The following is an 18351-nucleotide window of genomic DNA, read 5'->3' as shown; positions in this document are numbered from 1 at the left end:
CGGATGCCTTCATTTCTATTATTTTTAGTTTTTAAAAAAGGTGGACAAAAAGTAGTTATAAATCGGACAAAGCCTCGTATACATAATAATACGAAAAAGCTTCGTACAGGCCATGCGAATAGCAAAACTCGAAGGAGGAAATAAGCAAATGAAACATCAACATTGGATTCGTTCAGCCGCTTTAGCGGGGGTGATTGTTCTACTGACCACGGGATGTTCGATTTTGGGCACCGGAAAGAAGAGTGACATCGATGCACCTCCGGGAACGGGGGCAGAAGTCGACGTGAAGACGACGTCAGCCGCGGTTACAGTCGACATGTCCGAAGATGTTACTTCTCAGATGACCGTATATGTAAAAGATGGCAAAGGTTTTGTCACCCCATTGAGCTTAGCCTTACCGAAGACTGTCTCCGTTGCGAAGACAACGTTAGAGTACATGGTGGACGGAGGTCCAGAAACGAGCCAGCTGCCTTCAGGGTTCCAAGCACTCCTGCCTAAGGGGACTAAAGTTATTAGTTTAAATGTAAAAGCGGACAAAAGCGCCACAGTTGATTTCTCCAAGGAATTCCTAAACTACGATGTGAAGGATGAGCGCAAGCTCCTTGAAGCCATTACGTGGAACTTAACGAACTTCCCTACGATCGAAAAGGTTCAGCTGCGTGTAGATGGTAAGGATCTGAAAGAAATGCCGAAAGGCAAGACACCGTTGGATGTGCCATTAGCGCGCACCATGGGGATCAATTTGGAGAAGGCAGAGGATACTGAATTTGGTCAAGCCACGCCGGTAACCCTCTATTTCTTAAATCAAAATGATCAAAATTACAAATACTATGTCCCTGTGACACGTCTGATTAAGAGAACAGATGATGTAGCTAAGGCGGTTGTGGAACAGTTAATTAAAGGACCTGATCAGAAGAAGGGACTTGCTGCTGTACTCAACGCAACAACGGAGCTGAAAAGCATTAAACCGGGTGAAGGTTTGATTACCGTTGACTTCTCTAACAAGCTGTTAGGTACAGATCAGAAGGCTTCTGCTGATGCGCTGCAATCTGTCATCTTATCCTTAACGGAGAATACAACATTCAAACAGGTACAAATTAAAGTGGATGGTGCTGTGAAAATAACATCGACAGATAATCAAAACTACAGCAAACCTGTTCTGAGACCCACACATATTAATCCAGCGAAGCTCTAAAAACATAGGTTAGCTACGAACTACTAGGTAACGCCACTTTTTTCGAAAAAAAGCGGAGTGATCTAGTAGTTTTTTGGTTATTTGTCCAATCACTGACCCTAGGGTGCTTTTCCTTGGTGAGTTTGTTACAATGGGGCGTAAGGATTAGAGCTTTAGATGGAGCTACAGGAGGAGAAAGACATTTATGAGAATTGGTGGAAGAACGGATCAAGAACTGCGACCTATGCAAATAACCCCTCATTATATAAAGCACGCAGAAGGCTCAGTCCTCATTGAGGTTGGGGATACGAAAGTCATTTGTACAGCTACAATTGAAGAACGCGTACCCCCTTTTATGAAAGGGCAGGGAAAAGGTTGGGTTACAGCAGAGTATTCGATGCTACCCCGAGCGACTCAGGTTCGTAATCAGCGTGAAGCGGCAAAAGGCAAATTAGGTGGACGCACAATGGAAATTCAACGACTTATTGGGCGAGCACTGCGTTCGGTTGTCAACTTGGAAGCGCTAGGCGAGAGATCGATTACGCTGGATTGTGATGTTATTCAAGCAGATGGCGGCACGCGCACAGCATCAATCACGGGTGCATTCGTGGCGATGGCTTTTGCTATCAATAAGCTTGCTAATGACAAAAACTTAGCCAAATTTCCGATCAATGACTTCCTTGCTGCAGTCAGCGTTGGTGTCATTAGCGATACGCCGAAGCTGGATCTGAATTATGAAGAGGATTCCAAAGCGAAGGTTGATATGAATGTGGTGATGACAGGCCAAGGGCAATTTGTTGAAGTCCAAGGAACAGGGGAGGACGCTCCTTTCTCCCGTAAAGAATTGGATGAGTTATTGGCATTGGCAGAAGCCGGAATTAACACCATGATTGAAGTTCAATCCGGTGTACTAGGACCGATTGCTGAACGTATTCGAGGTGCCCAGCATGCGGCTACAAAGTAATTTTGTTGTCATTGCAACGCGTAACGAAGGCAAGGTGAAGGAATTTGCTGAGCTTTTTGGAGCTAAAGGGTATAAGGTTCGCAGTCTAGCGGATTACACGGATTTACCGGAAATCGTGGAGAGTGGGAAAACCTTCGCTGAGAATGCTCGAATTAAAGCACAGATCATCTCTGCGCACCTTCATGTACCTGTATTAGCGGACGATTCTGGTCTATGCGTGACAGCTTTAGGCGGAGACCCTGGTGTATATTCGGCTCGCTACGCGGGAGAAAACGCTACAGATGCTGATAATAACGCGAGGCTTCTCCAAGCTTTGCGTGAGTTGGACAACAGAATCGAGCTTCCAGCAGGGGAGGAGCATCCTCCATTATTAAGCGAGGCGTCCTTTGTCTGTGCGCTCACACTGATTGATCCTGTAGCGAATGAAGTGATCGAAGCCGAGGATGTCTGTCAAGGTTACATTCTTCATGAGGAGCGCGGCGCGAGTGGTTTTGGGTACGATCCTTTGTTCTATATTCCATCACTGGGGAGAACGATGGCCGAGCTTACAATGGAAGAGAAGAATGAGCTGAGTCACCGTGCCAAAGCTTTGCGGATGTTCCTTGATCAGCTGCCTGATCAAACGAATTGAATAGAAAGAAAGACCTGCAACCACATGAAAGCGTGGAAGCAGGTCTTTTTATTGTTAACGAATCGATATTTTATAAGTCCGAAGCCAAGTATCTACTTGCGCTAAGTAAGCGAATAGCTGAGGACCCGTCATTAACTGACCGAACCATGGAAGATCGAAATCATTAGAGTCTGAGCTTGCGAGCGCACGAATCTTTTTGACGTCGATGAAGGGCAAGAGTGGAGACGAAGGATCATCCAGAATTTCCAGTACCCATTTTCGCACGGCGGTTAAATAATTCGGGTTGTGTGTTTTTGGATAGGGACTCTTCTTGCGTGTGAGGACATCTTCGGGAAGGACGCCACGTAAGGCTTGACGTAAAATGCCTTTTTCTCGATCCCCTGAAGTTTTAATTTCCCAAGGAATGTTCCACACGTATTCGACTAGTCGGTGATCACAGAAAGGAACGCGCACTTCGAGCCCGACGGCCATACTCATGCGGTCTTTACGATCGAGCAATGTAGGCATGAACCGCGTTATGTTCAAATAGGACATTTCCCGCATCCGGTTCTGCTGCTGAGTTTCCCCAGCTAAGCGAGGGACCTCGCTTAAAGCTTGTTGGTACCGATTGCTGACATACTCGACGGGCTTAATCCAATCTACGAAGTCCTGTGCCAGCAGATCAACCCGATTTGCCAACTTGAGTGACCAAGGGAACGTGTTCGCTTCTAGTGCTTCAGTATTGTGAAACCAAGGATATCCACCGAATATTTCGTCAGCGGCTTCTCCAGAGATGGCAACGGTAGCTTCTTTTTTAATTTCTCGGCAAAATAAATACAAGGATCCATCGACGTCGGCCATCCCAGGTGTATCGCGAGCGAGTACCGCTGTCTTTAGGGATTCCACAAGCTCTGGCGTATCAAATTCGATGTAATGATGCTGGGTGCCTAGGTGGTCGGTCATCCTTTTGATCCAAGGTGCATCAGAGTTTGGTTGGAATAGATTTGCTTTAAAATGCTTATCGTTATCTTTGTAATCCACGGAGAAGGTATGGAGGGATCCTTTCCCGCTTTCTTTGTAATGAGTCGCAGCGAGTGCGGTGAGTGCGCTAGAATCAAGTCCGCCAGAAAGAAGCGTACAGATCGGAACATCCGATACGAGTTGACGTTCGGAAGTATCGCTTAGCAATTGCCCAACCTTGGCGGCTGTTCCCGCGATATCGTCGGGGTGCTGGTGACTTTCGAGCTTCCAGTACGTGCGAATGGATAGGCCATTTCGATCAAAAATAGCAAATTGACCTGGCTTCAGCTCTGACATGTTGCGATAAATCCCATGTCCTGGCGTTCTGGCCGGTCCGACTGCGAATATTTCAGCAAAGCCTTCCGCGCCGACTTCCGCTTTGAAATCAGGGTGGGCTAGAATCGCTTTGGGTTCAGAACCGAACAATAACACACTTTCCTGATGGGAATAAAAGAGAGGCTTAACGCCAAGTCTATCCCGTACTAGAGTCAGTGATTGCTCTTGGTCATTCCAAGCGGCAAACGCAAAGATGCCATTCAGACGGTCAATACATGCTTTTCCCCACTCAATAAAGGCAACCAGAAGGACTTCGGTATCACAGGTTGTGCGAAAGTGATGGCCGCGAAGTTCAAGCTCCTTTTTTAACTCAGGGGCATTATAGAGTTCGCCGTTATATACGATGGTATACGTATAGTCGCCTTGTTTGCGTACCATAGGCTGAGCGCCGTTCTCAGGATCCATGACACTAAGACGTCGATGTCCAAGGGCACAGTGCTGTGAAATCCAGGTACCTTTTGCATCAGGTCCACGAAGGTGGAGCGTTTCCGTCATATTTTCTAGAATGGACGGGTACCCGGTCAAGTCTTTCCGCCAATCTATCCAACCCGTTATTCCGCACATAGACGTTCCTTCCTTTCTTTTAAAGAGAGCATAATGATAAAGGGTATGCAAATGGAAGGTATTAAATGTCTGTCCAGAAAACCGGGGAAGCAAGCGGGACGTGGTTTTTGTATAGATTGGGTGTTTAAATTTCGAGCCTCGGTGACATTCTAATGGGGTAATGCCATTCTTTCTTCAGGAGGCGAGTGCTCATGGATAGTCATTTCATTAGCAAGCTGCACGACAAGCAGAGGAAAGCCGAGAAGAATAAAAGGACACAAGGTGAGGGTCATACGGGCAAGAATTTGCCTCATAAGATGCACTAACGTCGTTTGGCATGAGCAAAAGCCTGCAGGGAGAGATCTCTGCAGGCTCTTTGTATCTGAATGGTAATTCTTCTTGTATTCCCTATAAATTAGAAGGCATAATCGTAAATTAATTCTTCCATACTATTGAGGCTTTCATTCTATGAATTGAAGGAGTTGCTTAGCATGGGTAAAAAGAAAAGTATGTCACAGAAAATACAAAGCACAATCGACAACTCGAAGCAATCCTCACGTATTCAATCGAATTTGGACTCGACAGAACCAGGACACCATCAGCCTAATCGACCATCTGTCTAAACGTATTGTTTCAGACGCCCTTGCTGTTAGCCGCAGTGGGGGTGTTTTTTCATTCAATAGGAGGTTAGTGGCTTAGCTGGGGTTGCGTAATGTGTACTATCTAAATAGAGGATGCCAAATGTTCCGTAGTCGAAGCGATGTGATCATATGATTTCTTTAATTGTTCAATCGAATTGGAGTTGATGGAAATTTGCTTTGTGGTATCCTCAATACTTTGAATCATCGATGACACCGAAGTCGAGATATGGATTAGCTGATCGGATATTTCTTGGGCAGATTGCTTACTCGAACTAGCCATTTTCCTGATTTCATTGGCAACCACCTCAAATCCACGTCCATGCTCGCCTGCGCGAGCAGCTTCAAGTGCGGCATTCAGACCCAATAGATGGGACTGAGAAGCGATTTCTTTGACAATTGTGGTTACAGACTGGATGCTCTTGACTTGCTTCTCGACTGTAGAAGATTCTCGGCTCATCTCTGACATATGTGTAACGATCACTTTTGAAGCTTCTAATACTTCATCTGTGCTCACGGTAATTTTCTCTACCATAGCTTTCAAATCGGCAGTACTCTGTTGCAGGACAGTTTCGCGTTTCGTAACATCTGTAGCGATCTTGATGATCGCATCCACGCGGCCTTCGTTAAAGACCGGCATGTAAGTTGCTTCTAACGTAAGCTTCCCTCCACCATTAGCTACTCGAATAATCTTATTTTGAAAGGCCTTGCCATTACGTAAATCTTCCCAGAGATTCTCATAGGTTGAACTGGAAACGAATTCTGGCAAACAAAACTTGCTATGATGGTAGCCGATAATTTCTTCCACCGTATATCCCATAGCAGAAGTGAAGAGTGAATTTGCCCAGGTTACATATCCGCTCGTGTCAAACATAATCATAGCTAAATGACTTTGTATAGAAGATAAAATTTCTAATTGTTGTTTCGTCCTGTCTTCCATTCTTTTCACTCCTCTAAGTATAGTAACTTAGCTAATTCTGAGTTGTTAAAATATACTAATCATATTTTACCTTAAAAAAGGACAGGATTCGACAAAAATTGCGACAGAATTACAACATATTCTAATCAGTTATTAAAAAATATATAACAAAAAGGCCGCGCAATTGCGCGACCCTTTTGTTTGAAATTGACGTCCCAGGAGGGATTCGAACCCCCGACCGCACGCTTAGAAGGCGTGTGCTCTATCCAGCTGAGCTACTGAGACCTATGACACTTCTTACCGCCTGGACGTGATCCGTTTGGCGAAGCAAGAGTTAATATATCACAACGTATAAAGTGAGTCAACTTCATTTTTTAAATATTTTTGCAATCAATTGGATGATGGAGTAAACTGGCACAAGCGAGACCACGAACAGAGGTGATCCTGATGTCAGACCCATCTTTAGAGAATGTTATCCTTTTTCCTAAAACAGAGCAGTTCTATGAAGACGAGTTAACCAAGCTGTTGCGCTCCGAGCAATATAAAGAAGCCCTTGATATGCTTACTTTTCTTCTCCAGTTTCCCAATGTTGATGCGAATAAGTCTGACCAATGGGAAGCTCTGCGGCACTGGCTACTCACCATGTTTCCGGAAACGATGTTTTCAACCTCTGAGACAGAGGAGGAAGTTGCGGAGGCAGAATCCGACTTATTACGGCAATACATCCATGACAAAGCAGCATCGGATGATGGCGCTTTTGTGAACAAACTTCAAACCATGCTTCGGGAAGGAACGCTGGAGGAGCAAGTGAGTGCCTTGGAGCAGCTGGCTTTTATCGAGCAACCTGAAGTAAGTCATTTCGTGAGAGACTGGCTTTGCGAGAGACCGCGGCATCCGCACTTACAATTTAAGGCTCTTCAGACTCTTAAACAAATGGGGGAGCATGGACTTATCGAATTCCCCAAGAATGGTAAAACGGTTCTCGTGGAAATCGACGAAACGCCGCTAACCGCGGAGGATTTTCCATTACGCATTCGTGATATGATTCGCAGAGTCGGGGACATTAGTGAAATAAGCCAACCTGACTTTGTGTATTTTGCGACCCAGACTTGGCAAGAATTTCTTGCTTATGCCTATGGCACTTCAATTTACACCGAACTATTGAAGACAGAAGAAAGTGCGGTAGACGTATGGGCTTCCGCTTTACATGCCATTTTGCAAGATAAATTGTTCGGTACTGTTGATCGAGAAGAGCTGTTGGAAACTTATGGCATTGTGGATGCAATGACCTTGCAATGGAAGCGGGCACACAATGTATTAACGGCGTTTGTTAAGCAATTTAGTCCTGATCCTAGTTAAGAACAAAGCTTGCTTGAAATGAAAATGTTATATGGTATAATAGAATGGTTATAATGAGCATAACGTGAAAATTAATGTCATGGTACATTTTTGGAGGGGAAGGCATAAAATGAAAGCAAGTTGGGAAAAAATAGAGAAGAACGTTGGCGTTCTTGAAGTTGAAGTTGGGGCAGAACGTGTAGCAGATGCTTTGGATAAAGCATTTAAGAAAGTATCAGCGAAAGTGAATGTTCCAGGATTCCGTAAAGGGAAAGTGCCTCGTTCCATCTTTGAAGCTAAATTTGGCGTTGAGAGCTTGTACCAAGATGCTATCGACATCATCTTACCAGAAGTTTACGTTGAAGCGATTGAAGAGGTTAAAATCGAGCCTGTTGATCGCCCTGAAGTAGACGTTGAGCAATTTGGTAAAGGTCAAGTTATGAAATTCAAAGCTAAAGTAACAGTTAAGCCTGAAGTAACGCTTGGCGATTACAAAGGTATTGAAGTAGACGCTGTTGACGCTACTGTATCTGAAGAAGAATTGAATGATGAGCTTACACGTTTGCAACAACGTCATGCTGAACTAGTTGTTCTTGAAGAAGGACAAGCTGCTAACGGCGATGTTGTTATCATCGATTTCGAAGGATTTGTTGATGAAGTAGCATTCGAAGGCGGTAAAGCGGAGAAGTATTCCCTTGAGCTTGGATCCAACTCCTTCATCCCAGGTTTCGAAGAGCAACTCGTAGGTCTTGGTAAAGATGAAGAGAAGGAAGTTAACGTTAGCTTCCCTGAAAACTACCATTCCGAAGATTTGAAAGGCAAAGCAGCTGTGTTTAAAGTGAAACTTCACGATATCAAACGCAAAAACCTGCCTGAGCTTGACGATGAGTTCGCAAAAGACGTAAGTGAATTCGATACGCTTGTTGAGTACAAAGAAGAGCTTCAAAAGCGTATGCAAGAACGTAAAGAAAAAGATTCCGAAGCTGCACTTGAAACTGCAGTTGTTGAAAAAGCTGCTGCTAACGCAGAAGTTGAAATTCCAGGTTCGATGGTTGAAGCTGAGCTTGAGATCATGGTGAAAGAATTCGAAAGACGTCTTCGCTCCCAAGGCATGACGCTTGAGATCTACTACCAATTCTCCGGTCAAAACGAGAGCGCATTGAAAGAACAAATGAAAGAAGATGCTGACAAGCGTGTTCGCAACAACCTTGTTCTTGAAGCTATCGCAGCTGCAGAAAAAATCACAGTTTCCGCAGAAGAAGTTGACGCGGAACTTGAGAAGTATGCACCGTCTTACCAAAAATCAACAGCTGAACTTCGTGAGCTGTTCGCTTCCAACGGATCTCTTGAAGGTCTTAGCAATGATCTAGTTATCAGAAAAACGGTGGATTTCTTGCTTCAAAATAGCAAGCATGTTTCCGCAGCCGTGTAAATAAGGTAAGTAAAGGCACGTACGTAAGCAACGTGCCTTTCTTTTACCCTAATTTACGTCCAAATGCTTTAGTACATACGTATTACCGCCTACATAGCTGATTTCAGAAAAATGACATTGTGGTTCAATCGTGTTAAACTGTAAAAGAATCTCAGTACACTCAATTGAGAGAACATGGCGCTTGCCGCAAAAGGAGTTGGTACAATGAGTCTTATTCCTATGGTTGTAGAACAAGAGGCTCGTGGGGAGCGTTCCTACGATATCTACTCGCGTTTACTTAAGGACCGCATAATTTTCATCGGGACTGCTATTGATGACGATGTGGCTAATTTGGTCATTGCCCAGCTGCTCTTTTTATCCGCCCAGGACCCTGAAAAAGATATTCACTTATATATCAACTCACCTGGTGGGTCGGTTACGGCTGGAATGGGTATCTTCGATACCATGCAGTTTATTAAACCGGATGTATCTACGATTTGTGTAGGTATGGCCGCAAGTATGGGTTCTTTGCTTTTGACAGCAGGAGCCAAAGGTAAGCGATACGCGCTGCCGAATGCAGAAGTAATGATTCACCAACCGCTCGGCGGTGTTAGAGGTCAAGCAACCGATATCAAAATCCATGCGGATTGGATTATCAAGACCAAGCATAAACTCAACCAGATTTACGTGGACCGAACGGGACAGCCGCTTGAAAAGATCGAAAGAGACACCGACCGAGATAACTTTATGAGCGCTGATGAAGCGAAGGCATACGGGTTAATCGACGAGGTTATCACTCGAAACGACTTGAAATAAAGGAGTGATCCCATGTTTAAATTTAACGATGAAAAAGGCCAACTCAAATGTTCCTTTTGTGGAAAATCCCAGGACCAAGTTCGAAAACTTGTTGCCGGACCGGGGGTTTACATTTGTGATGAATGTATAGAGCTTTGCACGGAGATTGTGGAAGAAGAATTAGGGCATGAAGAAGAGCTTGATCTGAAGGATGTTCCGAAACCAAAGGAAATTCGCAATATTTTGGATCAATACGTTATTGGTCAAGAACAAGCGAAGAAATCCTTGGCTGTTGCGGTGTATAACCACTACAAACGGATCAATTCCCAGAACAAGCTTGAAGATGTTGAACTACAAAAAAGTAATATCGTCCTTCTAGGGCCAACAGGTAGTGGTAAAACACTTCTTGCGCAAACTCTTGCGAAAATTTTGAATGTGCCATTTGCGATTGCCGATGCAACTTCTTTAACAGAAGCAGGTTACGTAGGGGAAGATGTTGAAAACATCTTGCTTAAACTGATCCAAGCGGCTGATTACGATGTTGAAAAAGCAGAGCGCGGCATCATCTATATTGATGAGATTGATAAAGTTGCACGTAAATCCGAGAACCCATCCATTACACGTGATGTTTCCGGTGAAGGTGTACAACAAGCTCTTCTCAAAATTCTTGAAGGCACAGTAGCTTCCGTACCTCCACAAGGTGGTCGTAAGCATCCACATCAAGAATTCATTCAAATCGACACGACGAATATCCTATTTATTTGTGGTGGTGCATTTGACGGATTAGAGCAAATTATCAAACGCAGAATCGGTAAAAAAGTCATCGGCTTCAGCACTGATGGTGCTAAGGTTGATTTGAAACCAGGTGAATACCTATCCATGGTTCTTCCGGAAGATCTTTTGAGATTCGGATTAATCCCGGAATTCGTAGGTCGTTTGCCGGTTATTTCGACGCTAGAGCCGCTTGATGAAGCAGCGCTTGTGCGTATTCTTTCCGAGCCTAAGAACGCGCTCGTGAAACAATACCAGAAGATGCTCGAGATGGATAACGTTTCGCTTGAATTTGATGCAGAAGCACTTGATGCGATTGCCAAAGAAGCGATTAAACGGAATACCGGTGCTCGTGGTCTAAGAGCCATCATTGAAAGCATTATGCTTGATGTGATGTTTGAAGTTCCTTCAAGAACAGATGTTTCTTCTTGCGTCGTTTCCAAAGAAACGGTACAAAACAAGATCACGCCTGTTCTGACGACCAAAGAGGGCGCACAGCCATCTGGTAAGAAGAAGGAAGAAAGTGCATAACCGATCATTTCATAAATGAACACACAGCCTCCAATCCAATTTCCATTTCTGGGAATTGGAGCGGAGGACTTTTGGTGTCATGGGGAGAGAAACCAAAATGTTCCATAGAAGAGATACCAGAGCCGTTCGGGTAGGTGATTTAACGATCGGTGGCAGTAACGAAGTGATCATGCAAAGCATGTGCACAACGAAAACAGCTGACGTCAAAGCGACGGTAGCAGAAATTCTTCGTTTAGAAGAAGCAGGCTGCCAACTTGTACGCGTGACGGTTAACAATAAAGAAGCCGCGGAAGCGATCAAGGAAATTAAGAAGCAAATCCATATTCCGTTAGTCTCTGACATCCATTTCGATCACCGTTTAGCGCTTGCTGCGATTGAGAATGGGATCGATAAAGTCCGTATTAATCCAGGCAATATTGGCCGCCGTGAGAAAGTCGAAGCGGTTGTTAAAGCTTGTAAAGAACGTGGTATTCCGATTCGTATTGGGGTTAACGCAGGATCCCTTGAGAATCATCTTCTTGAAAAGTATGGATATCCAACGCCTGAAGCTATGGTAGAGAGCGCTTTGTTCCATATTAATATTTTGGAAGAACTCGATTTCCATGATATCATCGTTTCTTTGAAAGCGTCTGATGTACCAATGGCGATTGCAGCGTATTCGCAAGCTGCGAAGGCATTTAACTATCCGCTTCATTTAGGGATTACAGAGGCTGGGACGCTCTTTACAGGGGCTGTGAAAAGCGCAGCTGGGATCGGAACTTTGCTCAATATGGGGATTGGTAATACGCTTCGTATTTCTCTAAGTGCTGACCCGGTAGAAGAGATCAAAGTTGCAAGAGAGCTGCTCAAGACATTTGGTTTGATTACGAACGCCGCGACGTTAGTTTCCTGCCCGACTTGTGGTCGCTTAGATATCGACTTGTTCTCTATCGCTAATGAAGTTGAAGACTACATTGCCAAAATCAAAGTGCCTATTAAGGTATCTGTACTAGGTTGTGCCGTAAATGGCCCTGGTGAGGCAAGAGAAGCCGATATTGGCATAGCAGGAGCGCGCGGCGAAGGGATGCTATTCCGCTACGGAGAAATGATTCGTAAAGTGCCTGAAGCTGAACTACTCAGTGAGTTGAAAAAGGAAATTGATATCATTGTGGCTTCTTATGAAGCAACTGGGGTTATTCCTGGACGCAAGCAGCACTAAGTATATAGAACTTGAACAAACCGTTAAAGAACTCTTACGAGAGTCTTTGACGGTTTTTTTGTATGCCCATGTAGATCCAATATTTTACGCATATTTGATGAGCAAGAGAAGCATAATGAGTAAAACTGGAAAGCATACGCAATTGAAGGTAAGTCTTTCTAAAGCGTTAGGAGGAGAAAAGGATGAAGATGTATCGCACATTTGCATTATGTCGTCAGGTGGCTCTTACACTTATTACGGGGACCATTCTGATGGCTAATCCAGGGGTTACAGGAGCAGAGCCTATTATGAACCCCCAGCAGCCTACGGCGGCAGTTACGAAGAAGGTTGCTATCGTCATTGACGATTTTGGCAACAACATGGAAGGGACAGCGGAAATGCTGAAGCTGCCCATTCCATTTACAGTGGCTGTAATGCCTTTCTTGCCCTCAACGAAGCAAGATGCGCAGTTAGCTCATGACAGAGGACTGGAGGTCATCCTACACCTTCCGATGGAGCCTGTGAGAGGGAAGAAGAGTTGGTTAGGTCCTGGTGCTATCACGACGGACTTGTCCAGTGAAGAAATCCACAAACGTATCGTAGCTGCAATTGATGATGTTCCTTATGCCATAGGCATTAATAATCATATGGGCTCTAAAGCGACTGCGGATGAAAGAGTGATGAAAATTCTCATTGAGATTTGCAAAGAACGAAATCTTATCCTGCTGGATAGTCGAACAACGCCGAAGAGTTTGATTGGCAAGATAGCAGATTCACGCGGTGTGCCGCATGCAGACAATCAGCTTTTCTTCGACGATTTGTATACCTATAGTCATATTAATAAGCAAATGGTCAGACTGAAGAAACTCATCCATGAAAAAGACGAAGTGATTGCGATCGGTCATGTGGGGCCTCCAGGAAAGAAAACGGCTCATGTCATCCATGAGGCAATTCCGGCTATTCAGAAGGAAGCCACTTTTGTCCCTATTTCACAAATGGTCAAATAAACTAATTCGCATGCGTCATCGAGAAATATTGATCGACAGCCTGTGTAATCGCTTTGGCAAGTTTTGCTTGATGGTGATTGTCGTTCAATAGCTTGCGATCCGTCTTGTTAGATAAAAAGCCGAGCTCAACAATAACGGAAGGGCATTTTGTAAACTTGAGTACATAATACTTTTTGCCAAGTACAGGGAGCTCTTCCATCCCATAAACGTTATTCAATGTACCTTGCAGCAAGCTTGCCAACAAGATACTGTCTGATTGATTTTGATAAATCACAAGGGGACCGCGCGTGTTCGATTTTTTGGACCAATTGATATGCAAGCTGAGCATGATTTTCGGTTTGATGGTATTGGCAAGACCAGAACGTTGTGCCAGATCTTTTCTGTGTCTTCCTCCGTATGACCATCTATTATCATCACTTAATGCGTAATCTTCGGTGCGATTTATGATAACACGATAACCTCTTTTAACCAGTGCTTTATACGTCTTTTTGGCGATAGCTAAGTTCATATCTTTTTCTTCGTATTTGCCAACCATGGTCCCGCTATCGATGCCGCCATGCCCTACGTCGAGAATAATGTCTGCGGTCGGAAGAAGAGGATCGTTACTAGCAGCCGCAGATATCTGCGAGTTAGGCGCACAAACAACTAACGCAAGTACGATAATCAACAGGTATTGCTTCAAAATCCGCCACATCCTTTTTGCAAGAATAACTACCCTTATCCTTCTTCCACAAGGAGGGTATCATACGTGATGCAAAAGTTTGCATAGATTGGATTAACCTTCTTTTACACGGGAATAATGGAAATTAGCAAAGGCAGATAGACAAGACATTTACGTAATTAATCGAAGATGACGTGTTTAAGGAGGTTCAACACATGAGTTTAAGTATCATTCTAATGGTCATTCAAGTGTTTTTTGCAGTGGTAATCGGGTTGTATTTCTGGAATTTGCTGCGCAATCAACAGACGAACAAGTCTGCAGTGGATAGAGAGTCTAGGAAAGAACTGGAAAAGCTGCGTAAGTTAAGATCCATTTCATTAACCAAACCTTTATCTGAGAAAACAAGACCTTCTTCTGTGCAGGACATCGTTGGCCAAATTGAAGGGCTGAAAGCTCTGAAGGCGGCACTGTGTGGTCCTAATCCTCAACATGTGCTTATTTATGGCCCTCCCGGAGTGGGAAAAACAGCTGCTGCACGCGTCATACTAGAGGAAGCGAAGAAGAATCAAGAGTCACCTTTTCGGCCTGACTCGAAGTTTACTGAAATTGACGCAACGACTGCCCGTTTTGATGAGCGTGGTATTGCAGACCCGTTGATTGGTTCTGTTCATGATCCTATTTATCAAGGTGCAGGTGCGATGGGGGTTGCTGGGATTCCTCAGCCTAAGCCAGGTGCTGTGACGAAAGCGCATGGTGGGATTTTGTTCATCGACGAAATTGGTGAATTGCATCCGACGCAAATGAACAAATTATTAAAGGTGCTTGAGGATCGTAAAGTATTCTTGGAGAGTGCGTATTACAGCTCTGAGGATGCGAATATTCCTGGGTATATTCACGATATATTTCAGAATGGACTCCCGGCAGATTTCCGTTTAGTTGGAGCGACAACGCGCACACCGAGCGAGATTCCTCCGGCCATTCGTTCACGATGTCTAGAAATATTTTTCCGTCCGTTACTGCCTGATGAGGTAGGTGAAATTGCTCGGAAAGCTCTTGATAAAATTGGCTTTAAAAAATGTGAAGATGCCGTAAATGTCGTGACAAGATATGCAACGAACGGCCGCGAGGCTGTGAATGTCATTCAACTAGCCGCGGGTATTGCCTTAACCGACAAGCGGGATGCAATTACCGCAGCCGACATTGAATGGGTTGTGAACTCTTCACAAATCCCGCCGAGACCAGAGCGGAAAGTGCCAGCTCAACCACAAATCGGTTTCGTAAATGGCTTGGCTGTCTACGGTCCTAATTTGGGTACACTACTGGAGATTGAAGTTACGGCTATTCCGATTGTTGTTGCAGGTACTGGGAAATTCAATATTACTGGCGTTGTTGATGAAGAAGAGATGGGTGGAGGATCCAGAACGATTCGTCGTAAAAGCATGGCCCGTGGATCAGTTGAGAATGTGTTGACCGTGCTTCGAAAATTAGGCTTCAATACGTCGGATTATGATTTGCATATTAATTTTCCTGGTGGTGTGCCGATCGATGGACCCTCCGCAGGTATTTCGATGGCTACGGCAATTGCCTCAGCTATACATAAAATACCTGTAGATAACAAACTAGCGATGACAGGTGAAATGAGTATCCATGGCAAAGTGAAGCCTGTTGGCGGTGTTGTTGCTAAAGTGGAAGCAGCTTTCCAAGCCGGAGCTACACGTGTCATCATTCCGAAAGAAAACTGGCAAGCACTGTTTGTTGATTTACCGGGAGTTGAGGTTGTCGCGGCCGAAACCATCGAGGAAGTACTTTCAGCTGCACTTGGCATTGAGCTTCACGATAATGTGATCCCACTACCTTTAACTATGGAGAGAACGATTCCGGCTACAACTTTACCCATTCTACATGCCAATTCACAGCATACAATTGACTCTTAAAGGGAGGCTTTCCGTTACCTGACATGACGCGTTAGCTCTCAATTGGTGTTTTGTTTAGAGTTTTGTTAAAATGTAAAGGGCAACGTAGGGAGAATATCCCACATAGACAAGGTGAGACTTTGAACGTAAGGTTCAAGGATCCCTATTATTGGAGGTGCAGAGGATGGGGCCTGGAAAAATGAAGGTGCGCAGATTACCGTTATTGCCTCTTAGGGGACTGCTGGTCTATCCGAGCATGGTTCTACACCTGGATGTAGGGCGAGAAAAATCGGTGAAAGCACTCGAGCGGGCGATGGTGGATGACAGCATGATTCTCCTCTGCTCTCAATCAGAGATCAACATAGAAGAACCAACAAAAGAGGATATTTATCGCATCGGAACCATTGCTAAAGTGCGGCAAATGCTCAAATTACCGAACGGTACAATCCGTGTTCTTGTAGAAGGCGTATTACGTGCCGAAATCGTAGAGTATTTGACGAATGACGAGTATTATGAGGTCACGGTTAAGGAATTACCGGAGCAAGAAATATCAGATCCTGAGATAGATGCTTTGATGCGAAGTGTACTGAGTCAATTTGAGCATTATATCAATTTATCTAAAAAAGTAACGCCTGAAACGCTTGCCGCGGTTTCTGATATTGATGAGCCTGGGCGCTTGGCGGATGTTATTTGTAGTCATTTATCGCTGAAAATCAAAGACAAGCAAGATATTCTCGAGACCGTTGATGTCCGTGAACGGCTCGAGAAAATGCTTAATATTTTGAATAATGAGCGAGAAGTACTCGAACTTGAACGCAAGATCAGCCAGCGTGTTAAGAAGCAAATGGAGAAAACACAGAAAGAATATTATCTCCGTGAGCAGATGAAAGCCATTCAGAAGGAGCTCGGGGATAAAGAAGGCCGCGCAGGCGAGGTTGATGAATTACGCAATCAGCTAGCTGAAGCAGAGCTCCCTGATAAGGTGCGCGAGAAGGTCGAAAAAGAAATTGATCGGCTTGAGAAAATGCCTGCAACTTCTGCGGAAGGCGGTATTATCCGCAATTACATCGATTGGTTGCTCGGTCTTCCTTGGAACAAGCAAACAGATGATGATTTGGATCTAGACAATGCAGAAGAAATTCTGAATGAGGATCACTTTGGTCTTGAAAAGCCGAAGGAGCGCGTTCTGGAATATTTGGCTGTACAGAAGCTCGTCAAAAAGCTTAAAGGACCAATCCTTTGTCTGGTAGGTCCTCCTGGGGTAGGTAAAACCTCGATTGCTCGTTCTATAGCACGATCTATGGGTAGACAATTTATACGTATTTCTCTTGGCGGCGTAAGAGATGAAGCGGAGATTCGCGGACATCGACGTACTTACGTTGGAGCAATGCCAGGTAGAATCATTCAAGGAATGAAGAATGCGGGTACGAACAATCCCGTCTTCTTACTAGACGAAATCGACAAGATGGCAATGGATTTCCGCGGAGATCCTGCATCAGCTCTACTTGAAGTATTGGATCCCGAACAAAATAGCACTTTTAGCGATCATTTCATTGAAGTTCCTTATGATTTATCCAACGTGATGTTTGTGACCACGGCGAATGCAGTGCATAATATTCCTCGTCCTCTGTTAGATCGGATGGAGGTTCTATATATTCCAGGGTATACGGAGATTGAGAAACTCCAAATTGCCAAGAAATATTTACTTCCGAAGCAGAAGCGTGATCATGGTCTTGAAGAAGAACAGCTTGTTGTTGATGAGGCTGCTCTAATGAAGATTGTGCGTGAATATACGCGAGAAGCAGGCGTGCGTAATCTAGAGCAACAAGTTGCAGGTATGAATCGTAAAGCAGCCAAAAAGATTGTATCGAACCCGGAAACACCTGTTCATGTAACTGTAGAGAACTTAAGTGACTATTTAGGTCCCGTTAAGTTTAAATATAATGTTGCAGAAGAGAAGGATCAGATCGGGGCTGTTACAGGTCTTGCTTGGACCGAAGTAGGCGGTGATACACTTGTCATCGAGGTATCTGTATTGCCTGGTACCGGCAAGTTAACCTTGACGGGTAAGCTTGGTGATGTGATGAAGGAATCTGCGCAAGCGGCTTTCAGTTATACACGTTCGCGTGCTGAAGTCCTTGGTATTGCTCCGGATTTCCATGAGAAGAATGATGTGCATATTCACATTCCTGAGGGAGCCATTCCGAAGGATGGTCCATCTGCTGGGATTACGATGGCTACTGCGTTAATCTCAGCCTTGACGAATATTCCGGTTTCACGCTTAGTCGCCATGACGGGCGAAGTAACGCTTCGCGGCCGCGTGCTCCCAATTGGCGGCTTGAAGGAAAAGGCGCTAGCTGCACATCGTGCAGGGATTCGTACAATCCTTTTACCTCAAGACAACGAGAAAGACATTATCGAAATTCCAGAAAGTGTTCGCACAGAGATGACATTCATCCCTGTCAGCCACATGGATCAAGTGCTGGAACATGCGCTTATCAAAAATAAGCCGACGGCTAACGTCGGATCGACTTAGAAAGTAG

16 protein-coding genes and 1 tRNA gene are annotated in these 18351 nt (G+C 44.6%); 13 read left to right on the top strand and 4 right to left on the bottom strand.

What is annotated here, in order from left to right:
* Positions 1–148: 148 nt before the first annotated feature.
* The 3 genes from AC58QT_RS12410 (at position 149) to AC58QT_RS12400 (ending at position 2769) form a co-directional block, all read left to right on the top strand.
* Positions 149–1195, top strand: a complete 1047-nt coding sequence (locus AC58QT_RS12410; protein WP_310501447.1) for a GerMN domain-containing protein — start codon at positions 149–151, stop codon at positions 1193–1195.
* Between the two features lie 184 nt (positions 1196–1379).
* The gene (gene rph, locus AC58QT_RS12405; RefSeq protein WP_497409229.1) at positions 1380–2138 is read left to right on the top strand and encodes a ribonuclease PH; all 759 of its coding nucleotides are present in this window, start codon (positions 1380–1382) and stop codon (positions 2136–2138) included.
* Positions 2122–2769 carry an XTP/dITP diphosphatase gene (locus AC58QT_RS12400; protein ID WP_310501449.1) on the top strand — a complete coding sequence of 216 codons (648 nt, stop codon included), beginning with the start codon at positions 2122–2124 and terminating at the stop codon, positions 2767–2769. The genes rph and AC58QT_RS12400 overlap by 17 nt, the downstream gene beginning before the upstream one ends.
* Before the next feature lie 54 nt (positions 2770–2823).
* On the opposite strand, the gene asnB is transcribed toward AC58QT_RS12400, so the two are convergent.
* Positions 2824–4668: an asparagine synthase (glutamine-hydrolyzing) gene (asnB, locus tag AC58QT_RS12395; protein ID WP_497409228.1), complete on the bottom strand. Its 1845-nt coding sequence runs from the start codon at positions 4666–4668 to the stop codon at positions 2824–2826.
* Between the two features lie 191 nt (positions 4669–4859).
* Between asnB and AC58QT_RS12390 the strand changes: the two genes are divergently transcribed.
* Positions 4860–4973: a DUF4023 family protein gene (locus tag AC58QT_RS12390; protein WP_497409227.1), complete on the top strand. Its 114-nt coding sequence runs from the start codon at positions 4860–4862 to the stop codon at positions 4971–4973.
* Between the two features lie 165 nt (positions 4974–5138).
* Positions 5139–5270, top strand: a complete 132-nt coding sequence (locus AC58QT_RS12385) for a hypothetical protein (protein ID WP_310501452.1) — start codon at positions 5139–5141, stop codon at positions 5268–5270.
* A gap of 100 nt (positions 5271–5370) precedes the next feature.
* On the opposite strand, the gene AC58QT_RS12380 is transcribed toward AC58QT_RS12385, so the two are convergent.
* Positions 5371–6225 (bottom strand): methyl-accepting chemotaxis protein, encoded by an 855-nt coding sequence (locus tag AC58QT_RS12380; RefSeq protein ID WP_497409226.1) that lies wholly within the window; start codon positions 6223–6225, stop codon positions 5371–5373.
* Between the two features lie 190 nt (positions 6226–6415).
* A tRNA-Arg gene (locus tag AC58QT_RS12375) sits at positions 6416–6489 on the bottom strand.
* Positions 6490–6651: 162 nt separating this feature from the next.
* Here AC58QT_RS12375 and AC58QT_RS12370 point away from each other — a divergent pair.
* The 6 genes from AC58QT_RS12370 to AC58QT_RS12345 all read left to right on the top strand — a co-directional run bounded on the left by AC58QT_RS12370 (position 6652) and on the right by AC58QT_RS12345 (position 13234).
* Positions 6652–7563, top strand: a complete 912-nt coding sequence (locus AC58QT_RS12370) for a hypothetical protein (RefSeq protein WP_497409225.1) — start codon at positions 6652–6654, stop codon at positions 7561–7563.
* Between the two features lie 109 nt (positions 7564–7672).
* Positions 7673–8974 carry a trigger factor gene (gene tig, locus AC58QT_RS12365; protein WP_497409224.1) on the top strand — a complete coding sequence of 434 codons (1302 nt, stop codon included), beginning with the start codon at positions 7673–7675 and terminating at the stop codon, positions 8972–8974.
* Between the two features lie 204 nt (positions 8975–9178).
* Positions 9179–9769 carry an ATP-dependent Clp endopeptidase proteolytic subunit ClpP gene (gene clpP, locus AC58QT_RS12360; protein WP_065851718.1) on the top strand — a complete coding sequence of 197 codons (591 nt, stop codon included), beginning with the start codon at positions 9179–9181 and terminating at the stop codon, positions 9767–9769.
* Between the two features lie 12 nt (positions 9770–9781).
* Complete coding sequence (gene clpX, locus AC58QT_RS12355) at positions 9782–11050, top strand: ATP-dependent protease ATP-binding subunit ClpX (RefSeq protein WP_310501456.1); 1269 nt, start codon at positions 9782–9784, stop codon at positions 11048–11050.
* Between the two features lie 97 nt (positions 11051–11147).
* Positions 11148–12248 carry a flavodoxin-dependent (E)-4-hydroxy-3-methylbut-2-enyl-diphosphate synthase gene (ispG, locus tag AC58QT_RS12350; protein ID WP_310501457.1) on the top strand — a complete coding sequence of 367 codons (1101 nt, stop codon included), beginning with the start codon at positions 11148–11150 and terminating at the stop codon, positions 12246–12248.
* Between the two features lie 188 nt (positions 12249–12436).
* A complete protein-coding gene (locus AC58QT_RS12345; RefSeq protein WP_497409324.1) occupies positions 12437–13234 on the top strand; it encodes a divergent polysaccharide deacetylase family protein in 798 nt (265 codons plus the stop codon).
* Between the two features lies 1 nt (position 13235).
* Here the strand turns inward: AC58QT_RS12345 and AC58QT_RS12340 are convergent, their stop codons facing one another.
* Positions 13236–13916, bottom strand: coding sequence for an N-acetylmuramoyl-L-alanine amidase family protein (locus AC58QT_RS12340; RefSeq protein ID WP_497285502.1), 681 nt, complete (start codon positions 13914–13916; stop codon positions 13236–13238).
* A gap of 194 nt (positions 13917–14110) precedes the next feature.
* Here AC58QT_RS12340 and lonB point away from each other — a divergent pair, with 194 nt between their 5' ends.
* Together lonB and lon are read left to right on the top strand one after the other, a co-directional pair.
* A complete protein-coding gene (gene lonB / locus AC58QT_RS12335; protein WP_497409223.1) occupies positions 14111–15829 on the top strand; it encodes an ATP-dependent protease LonB in 1719 nt (572 codons plus the stop codon).
* A gap of 163 nt (positions 15830–15992) precedes the next feature.
* Positions 15993–18344 carry an endopeptidase La gene (gene lon, locus AC58QT_RS12330; RefSeq protein ID WP_497409222.1) on the top strand — a complete coding sequence of 784 codons (2352 nt, stop codon included), beginning with the start codon at positions 15993–15995 and terminating at the stop codon, positions 18342–18344.
* The last annotated feature ends 7 nt before the right edge of the window (positions 18345–18351 follow it).

The organism is Paenibacillus sp. J31R109 (assembly GCF_059692055.1).
This window is presented reverse-complemented; position numbering and strand designations above follow the sequence as displayed.

Bases quoted from the DNA above. Each gene is read 5' to 3' on its own strand.
- AC58QT_RS12410 (WP_310501447.1), top strand. From the start codon at position 149: ATGAAACATCAACATTGGATTCGTTCAGCCGCTTTAGCGGGGGTGATT.
- rph (WP_497409229.1), top strand. From the start codon at position 1,380: ATGAGAATTGGTGGAAGAACGGATCAAGAACTGCGACCTATGCAAATA.
- AC58QT_RS12400 (WP_310501449.1), top strand. From the start codon at position 2,122: ATGCGGCTACAAAGTAATTTTGTTGTCATTGCAACGCGTAACGAAGGC.
- asnB (WP_497409228.1), bottom strand. From the start codon at position 4,668: ATGTGCGGAATAACGGGTTGGATAGATTGGCGGAAAGACTTGACCGGG.
- AC58QT_RS12390 (WP_497409227.1), top strand. From the start codon at position 4,860: ATGGATAGTCATTTCATTAGCAAGCTGCACGACAAGCAGAGGAAAGCC.
- AC58QT_RS12385 (WP_310501452.1), top strand. From the start codon at position 5,139: ATGGGTAAAAAGAAAAGTATGTCACAGAAAATACAAAGCACAATCGAC.
- AC58QT_RS12380 (WP_497409226.1), bottom strand. From the start codon at position 6,225: ATGGAAGACAGGACGAAACAACAATTAGAAATTTTATCTTCTATACAA.
- AC58QT_RS12370 (WP_497409225.1), top strand. From the start codon at position 6,652: ATGTCAGACCCATCTTTAGAGAATGTTATCCTTTTTCCTAAAACAGAG.
- tig (WP_497409224.1), top strand. From the start codon at position 7,673: ATGAAAGCAAGTTGGGAAAAAATAGAGAAGAACGTTGGCGTTCTTGAA.
- clpP (WP_065851718.1), top strand. From the start codon at position 9,179: ATGAGTCTTATTCCTATGGTTGTAGAACAAGAGGCTCGTGGGGAGCGT.
- clpX (WP_310501456.1), top strand. From the start codon at position 9,782: ATGTTTAAATTTAACGATGAAAAAGGCCAACTCAAATGTTCCTTTTGT.
- ispG (WP_310501457.1), top strand. From the start codon at position 11,148: ATGTTCCATAGAAGAGATACCAGAGCCGTTCGGGTAGGTGATTTAACG.
- AC58QT_RS12345 (WP_497409324.1), top strand. From the start codon at position 12,437: ATGTATCGCACATTTGCATTATGTCGTCAGGTGGCTCTTACACTTATT.
- lonB (WP_497409223.1), top strand. From the start codon at position 14,111: ATGAGTTTAAGTATCATTCTAATGGTCATTCAAGTGTTTTTTGCAGTG.
- lon (WP_497409222.1), top strand. From the start codon at position 15,993: ATGGGGCCTGGAAAAATGAAGGTGCGCAGATTACCGTTATTGCCTCTT.